2 protein-coding genes are annotated in these 8,006 nt (G+C 44.2%); one reads left to right on the forward strand and one right to left on the reverse strand.

Annotated elements, in window-relative coordinates; all coding sequences use genetic code 11:
* Positions 1–107 precede the first annotated feature (107 nt).
* A complete protein-coding gene (locus AC1RVX_RS21890; RefSeq protein WP_493218690.1) occupies positions 108–4,184 on the forward strand; it encodes a sensor histidine kinase in 4,077 nt (1,358 codons plus the stop codon).
* A gap of 11 nt (positions 4,185–4,195) precedes the next feature.
* Here the strand turns inward: AC1RVX_RS21890 and AC1RVX_RS21895 are convergent, their stop codons facing one another.
* Positions 4,196–7,441 (reverse strand): AfsR/SARP family transcriptional regulator, encoded by a 3,246-nt coding sequence (locus AC1RVX_RS21895; RefSeq protein WP_493218691.1) that lies wholly within the window; start codon positions 7,439–7,441, stop codon positions 4,196–4,198.
* Positions 7,442–8,006: the final 565 nt, after the last annotated feature.

Here is an 8,006-nt window from a genome sequence, read left to right on the forward strand (position 1 = left end):
AGGAATTTCTTGTTAGTCGACTGCTACAGCTGCCGGGTGCATCAGCGAACACCAGGATAGTGAATTACCTATTTCAGGTTTGATGGAACACATACATTATCGAAAAAATGAGATTTTTCACAGACCCCAGAAACCGGAATCATTCTTCTGTGCAAATAATCAATGCATTTTCTTATGTGCGATTTATGGTACTGACGCTGAGATATGTTTGTCTTTTATCTATATTTTCAATACTGAATACAACTGCAGATGCACGTGAACCGACTTCAGTTTCATTACGTTGGCAAGTCCTCAGTGATACCATTTTCCAAACCCTCAACACTTCCAATGGATTACCGCATTCTTTTGTTACTGCACTCGCTCAGGATAAGAGTGGCTATATCTGGGTTGGAACGCAAGGCGGTCTTGCGCGCTGGGATGGTTATCGCTTTCGTCATTTCGACCCAGTCCCGAATGATGACAGTAGTGTTCCAGACAGTGCCATTCTCAGCTTGCATATTGATACACAGGGTAGGCTTTGGGTCGGTACCAATAGTGGTGGTTTAGCCCGTTATGATGATGCAAGCGGTCGTTTTATCCGTATTCCCGTAAGCGGCAAGGGAACCAGTCACCCTGCGGTTGCAAGCATCATAGACGATGGTAAGGACGGTCTATGGATAGGTAGCAGAGGTGGCCTGGATCATTTGCAATTTAAAGACGATGCGATCACTCATGAAAGTGCCAACGGAATACATGGCCGTGGCCTGGCTTTCAGTGAAGTAAGATCATTGGTACGGGATTGTCAGGGCGTTCTATGGGTGGGCACAAGCAGGGGCTTGTTCATCAAAGATGAAAAGTCGAATAACTATATTCCAGTTGCTTTGCCGGACAACGACAAGACAGCACCAAAAATTCTGAGTTTAAGTAAAAGTAGCGATTGTAAAATCTGGGTAGGTACCCTGGGTCATGGCGCATTTACAGCAGGACGGGCTGTAGATTCAGATACGACTACAACTCTTTCCATGACGGTCAAACCTGTTCAGGAGACAGGTAAAACGGCCAATGTAATCAGCAAAGAAGATATCAATTTTATCCAGGAAATCAGTCCAGGCAAGGTTTGGCTTGGCACTTTGGGTCAAGGTGTAGTAATCGTCGACGTGGTCACAATGACGACGCATCGTGAGCAACATAAGGATGATTTACCGTATAGTTTGGCAGATAATACAGCCTCAGCCGTTTTACGTGATAACTCGGGGCTGGTCTGGATTGGTACCCAGCGTGGCATCAGCCGCGTAAACGAAAAGCAAACCGCTATCCAAACCATCTTTGGTGGAGCGTCATCCAACTTTAAAATCAAAGACACGGATGTCACGTCTGTGCTACCGCTAAAAAATGGCGATGTCTGGCTGGGCTTGCGCACCAACGGTTTGAGTATCATCAATCCAGTTACTGGCAAATTCACCTGGGTCAAGTCCAGCGAAGAGAATCCTGCCAACTATCTTCCCAAAGTAGCCATAAATGCCATGGTGCAGACTGCTGATAATGAGATATATCTTGCGTCAGCACGCGGCCTCTACAGAGCAAATACAAATGGCAATTTTAAAGAAAAAATGCGTCTGGTTACAACCACTCCTCGTCAGCCCCTGGAGCCGGTCACCGCGTTGATGAAAGATGGCGGACAAATATGGATGGGGGGGCCTGACGGGCTATGGACGTTTCATATCGATCAGTCGGTAACCGGACAGACCAGGCGTGTACCGGGCACTGAAGCCTTAAATAATGACATTATTGTGTTATTAGAGCGAGACAGTGATAAAGGTGTGTGGATAGGGACACGGCACCACGGGCTATATTGGTTTAACAAACATGCTCAGAAAACTGAACACATATGGCCAGTCAGCAATAGCGCAGCGAATCCCTCTTCGTATGTTTCCAGCGTTCTTGTTGATATGCGTGGTCGCTTGTGGGTTTCCACGCTGGGCGACGGCATTATCTTATTCAATCGCGCTCAAGCCGGGCCTGCAACAGACAAGCTTGCCGATCCAATTCGACTTACCACCAAAGACGGCTTGCCGAATGCCATTGTTGATAAAATTTTTGAAGATACTAAAGGTCAAATCTGGGTCAGCACAGACGGAGGTTTGGCGGTCATCAATCCGGATACTTTAAAAATTCAGGCAATCAGATTGGCAGATGGTGGTGCGATTCAGATCCATTGGCTAAACAGTGGAGCAAAAAATGCTGAAGGAGAATTATTGTTTGGTGGCACCGACGGATTGACAGTTGTGAAGCCTGAATTATTCGATAGCTGGAATTATCGTGCACCGCTCGCCATTACCAGTCTCCATGTCGGTGGAAAGAGCCAGCCTGCAGGCTGGCGACTTGCTGGGGCGGACGCGCAAGAGTTGAAGATAGACCCTGACGGCAATAATTTCTCGTTGGAATTTGCCGCACTTGATTTCTCTGCACCCGAAAATAATCGGTATGCTTATTTCTTGGAAAATTATGATAAAGCCTGGACAGAAGTCGACGCTACCCAGCGCATGGTCAGTTATTCGAATTTGCCGCCAGGGAGATACAATTTGAAATTGCGAGTGTCGAATCGCAATGGTGTATGGACAGAGCCAGCAATGATCATACCGGTGTTGGTACTACCATCGTGGCGACAAACATGGTGGTTCACAGTCTTGCAGTTTTTGTTTGCAATTGTTGCCTTGTATTTTCTGGTGCAGTTAAGAACAAAATATTTGCGTAAAGCGAAAATGGCTCTTGACACCAAAGTCAAGGAAGGTACCGCGGCGCTGCGGCAGAAACAGCTTGAATTGATGGATATTAACAAGGACCTGATTAATACAAATCTTGCCTTGAATCGGGCAAATACGGAATTGGCCTTGTCATTGGAAAGTTTTCGTCATCTTTCTGAAATCGGTGCTGAAATAGCACATGATTTCGATATCGGACTAGTGTATGAGGCATTGCATACTCATGTCAGCCGCCTGTTTGATGGAGCAGAGATATTAATTTACCGGGCGACGGCTGACGGAAATGAACTGGAATTGGTGCTCCCCAGAAAATCGAAAGTCGCAGCCGAAGAAGAAAAAATTTCGCTTACTTCAAGCAATTCTCAACTTGCACAAGTTGCTCGTGAAAAAAAAGAAATACTTATCAAATCCAGCATGAGTGATGATGAGAATGGCGTGCGGCAGTCAGATCAAGGAATTACTGCCCTGATTTCACCATTGCTTATCGGTAGTAAATTGCTTGGGCTTGTTTGCATCAAATTTGCAGAAACAAAATTGTTTGATGAACGTAGAAAGCTGGTTTTCCGCGCCCTGTGTTCATATGCCGCGATTGCCATAGAAAATTTTGAGGCATCGCAACAACTTGATACAACCAGACAAGCGCTGGGACGAACACAAGTTCACATGATCAATCAAGCAAAGGTAGCTTCTATCGGTACTTTGACTGCGGGTTTGTCCCATGAAATCAATAATCCTGTCAACTTTATTTACGTAGGTAGCCAGAACTTGCGTTTGCACTTGATACAGTTTAATGATTTCCTGACCAATTTACTTGACGAAAATACGAGCGCCGAGATCGCACCAATTTTCCAGCAGCATTTGAAATATTCTATCGAGTCACTTGATACCATTCTGGGTGGCGCCAAACAAATACGTGATTTAGTTGTTAACTTGCGTACCTTTTCCCGTTTGGATGACGCTGATATGAAAGAAACCGGTATCGCCGACGGTATTCTTTCCACGGTCAATCTGGTGCGCGTTCAGTATGGGGATGAGATAGAGATAGTGTGTCAGTTGGATGCCAATCCGGTTTTGAAGTGCTGGCCAGCGAGATTAAATCAGGTGTTCATGAATCTGTTGATTAATGCATGCCAGGCTATTCTTGCACGATCTGAAAATTTACGTAAACTGAAACCTGGCAGCTTGATCATTCGTACAGCAGTTATTAATGAGGTATTTGCGATTGAGTTTGAAGATAACGGCATAGGCATGTCACACGAATCGCAGCAGCGATTGTTTGATCCACTCTATACAACGAAAAGCGCCAACGAAGGTATGGGAATGGGCTTAACTATTGTCCGTGACATTGTGGAACAACACGGTGGCAGCATACATGTAAGGTCGATTATCGGTGAAGGAACATGTTTTACATTGTACTTGCCATTAGAGTTTGAACGTCCTTAGCCATAGTCAGATTACGGTGCAATGATTAACCCCAACTCAATTGCCAGTGATATTGTTTCTGCTGATGGAGGCAGACCAACCAGAATGGACAATGTTTCCCGACACCTGCGAAATGCGGCGACAGCCGTGACGATATCATTTTCTGCATGGGAGCAGCGCATCAACCCACGGTAGTTGGCTTCTGCAAGGGCATCAACTTCCAGTACCTGTCTGTATAGTTTTGATGCCAAGCTCCATTCAACATGCTTTTCCAGGCGTTGCCCGAGTCGAGTCACTGCTTCTCCGAAATGGTTGTTCCAGCGTTCGCGATGTGTGATTAGCCAATTATTGCTTTCTTCTGAGCATAAGGGGCCTCGGTACAAGTCTAGCAATTCATTGCCAAGTTGAACAATCGTGGTCGTTGATGTCGAAGAATTCAAGATTGAAACCTTATGACAGATGCTGGAAATGGCTGCCAGATCAGACCAGATTCTTGATTCTGAAATAAAGATATTTCCGTTTGCTATCAAGATTCTGTCATCGCCACCTAAAATTTTACGTAAGCGATGTACGGTCACATTTAAAGTGGTGCGGGCAGTTTCCGAGTCCGGCCATAAATGAGATGCAATCGATTTTAAGGCGATACCTTTATTACCTGCACAGATCAACATCTTTAAAAGCAATAAGGGTTTTTGCTGGCCACCACTTGTATGTGCAAGATTTTCCCCATTGATCAACAATTCAAATTGACCAAAAATACGTACTGAAACAGGCCACGGCCAGTGAGATGTGAATTTATCTGGTGGATTTAAATTTTGCCTGATAATAATATTCCGCACATGATCTATCTGGATATTTTTCTTCAGTGCGAAATTGGCCAGACGTGCAGCAAGCACAGGATTCGCCGGAAAAAGGGTAATGGCCTTTCTTTGCTGATGGCGTATCAATGCATCATTCAATAATTGGATTGCTAGTGTGTCTTTGCCAAATGATATCTGTGCATAAGCATTGATAAAGATGCTGCATTCCTGAGCGATTAATAGTTCATAGCCGTTCGCGCTTTCCAATGCCTTTTTACACCAGTCCTCTGCCAAGATAAATTCATTCTGTTGAGTATGGCAAGCAGCCAGGAAAATTTCAAGATGTGGCTGCCCATTGGGGGTTATTCTTAATTTTTTACCTAAGTCCAATGCATGTTGCAGACAGAGAATGGACTGAGGTATATTGTTTTCGAAAGCGTTCCATTTCGCTTCCAAAATCAACAACTCTATATATTCCTTGTCTGGTGCAGGTGATAGCGCGGCTTGTGCGAGATTCATTAAGCGGCGTGAATTTTTTAAATCTCCGATGGCAATTAAATATTCAATTTCGATGAGTTGTGCCAGCGTTGGATCAAGACTGCTGCTGTTGACGATATTTTTTACTTCATCCAAAAAACGGAATGATTCGTTCAACTTACCTTCATTTTGATGCCAACGAATGATTTGACGTAACCATTTCACTTGCTTGAATGGGTTTGTTGAAAAGTCTGATATGCACTCTTGCATGGTGACCAACAGCCAATTTATTTGCTCTGTGGTGACTTCAAACCCTCTCTCAATAACACGCAACAAGATTGATCCCGCTGACAATTTCTCCACGGGGTCTGTCACTATTCGTAGCGAACTGATGACTTGTTTGATCAAATGCGGTGGATCGGCAGATTCTGGCGAAAACAACAATAGTGCGAGCAAGAGCTTTGAATGTAATCTGAGTTCAAGTTCAGGTTTGATTGTGCTGATATCAAGCACTTCAAGGCCTGCTAGCATCTCTTTTATCCAGGGACCCAATTCGCCATAATTTTTTGCCTCTGTATCATAACCGTCGATAATGGCTGCTATGGCCAATAACTTGAAGCACAGTTGTGCTGGGTCATGCAAAGCATTCGCAGCTCGCATCAAAGAGACGCGGGCCTGTCTTGGAGCTACATCATTGAGAAACATTCCTTGCCAGTACCAGAGTTCCGGCGTGTTGCTAATCACATCTGGTGGAATAGCACTTATCCAGTCACGCCAGACCTGACCTCGGCCATTTCTTAGCATGTCTTCTGCACTACCCGTCAAAAGTTTTATTAACTCCTGAAAATTGCCATTCTTTTGGTACAGGGCGATGGCATCTTCAATTTGTCCTTTTTCTTCATGAAGTCTGGCGGCAATATTCCGTAACCCGATCTGATCTTTTTCATTGATTCGTGCATTGAATTCGTGTCGCAAAAATTCCCTGAAAAGGGCATGAAAATGATAAGAGTAAGGCTCTGTTCCGCGCCTTTCGAGGAACAGAGATTTATAGTAAAGAGATTTCAGAAGAACCGGTGCATTTTGATCGCTGCTTAACTTGATTGCCTCATTTTCAGTCACGCCTGTCATTACTGACAGTTTCAAAAGAAGCAGTTGATCCCGTACCGACATACGTTCAAAAATCTCGCCAGCAAAGTATTTGAATAATTCATCACGGCCGCTAAATTGCCGAAGCTGGCTATCATCGGTTTGTCTGGAAAGATCACGTAACATGACAATGCCTGCGGCCCAACCATCGACTAATGAAAGCCATTGTGTATCTATCGCATTATGCTGGGCATTTAAGCTTGCAAGAGCCAGAGCCTCTTCCTGATTCAAACTGATTTCATTCCAGTTCACGACACTTAATTTATGATCTAACTGCATTCTTGAAAATCTTGCAGGTGGCGTTTCCCTGCTCAGTACCAGTATGGAAATGCCAGGAGGTATTTCTGTAAAGGCGCTCTCAATCAGATGAATACCGTTTTGCCAATCAAATTCCTGAATATTGTCAAAAACGATGATAGCGTCTGGCGGAAGATTTGCATAAAAGTCGCGAAAATATAATCGATCTAATTTCTTCGCATCTTTCAATTTATCTTCGTGCGTGATGGAGATTGGCTTTGGCACGTAGTTGCTAGCTTCTGACAGAAAGAAAAAAAAGGTGCCACTGTCGCTGTCCAGTTCGTCAATTTGATACCAGATTGGCGTGCGCTCGCTTTGTGCAAGATAGCTTGCCGCGAGCGTGGTTTTCCCTGCCCCTGGTGGCGATACGACCCAGACGATGGTGTGTTTTTGAAATAAGGCGTCAAGCAAAGAAAATAACCTGGGTCGCTGCATTGTTTCATGCAAGTGCGGTCTGGTTAGTTTCGCATATTTACTGACGCCAGCACTTTTCTTTTTAGCTGTATGGATGATCGCAAGAGCCTTGGAAGGTTTGCTATTTTGATTGAGCTTTGGCACAACTGGTTGAATTAAACTTTATATGATTTTATAAAAAATAATTGTGTGCCATTGAAATTTTAGAAAATCATTTCATGCACATTAGAGTTGATCTCATCAACTAGAGAATGCATCTTTAAGAATTGCTTCATAAAGAACACCTGTAAATATACATTCTTATCAGAGCAGTTTCCTCTCGCCATCTATTCACAAAGTGAGTTCCGGTGAACGAATTGAGCTTAACACGCTTTGATTGTAATCAGAATAGCATTTTTCAAGGCTTTACATGGCCGAAATGACTAATGTCATTTCTTGTTGTGATTCTAGACACTTACTGTGGGTAATTATCTCTGTGAACATACGAACCAGTAATTAACTGGCGCGTGCTTGGTACGCAAACGATACAAATAACCCCACAGGAGTTCTAGATGGCCAATGCAGCAACCGATATCCAAAAGCTTTACATCGCTTATTTCAACCGTCCAGCGGACCCACTGGGTTTGGCGTATTGGACAGCGTCCAGCCTGTCCCTCAAAGACATCGCCCAAAGCTTCTCCGTACAAGCAGAATACGCATCGACCTATGC

It is taken from the genome of Undibacterium sp. GW821-FHT11B02, assembly GCF_058808955.1.

What these genes read in the sequence shown, in the direction of transcription:
- AC1RVX_RS21890 (WP_493218690.1), top strand. Translation starts at nt 108, where the DNA reads ATGAGATTTTTCACAGACCCCAGAAACCGGAATCATTCTTCTGTGCAA.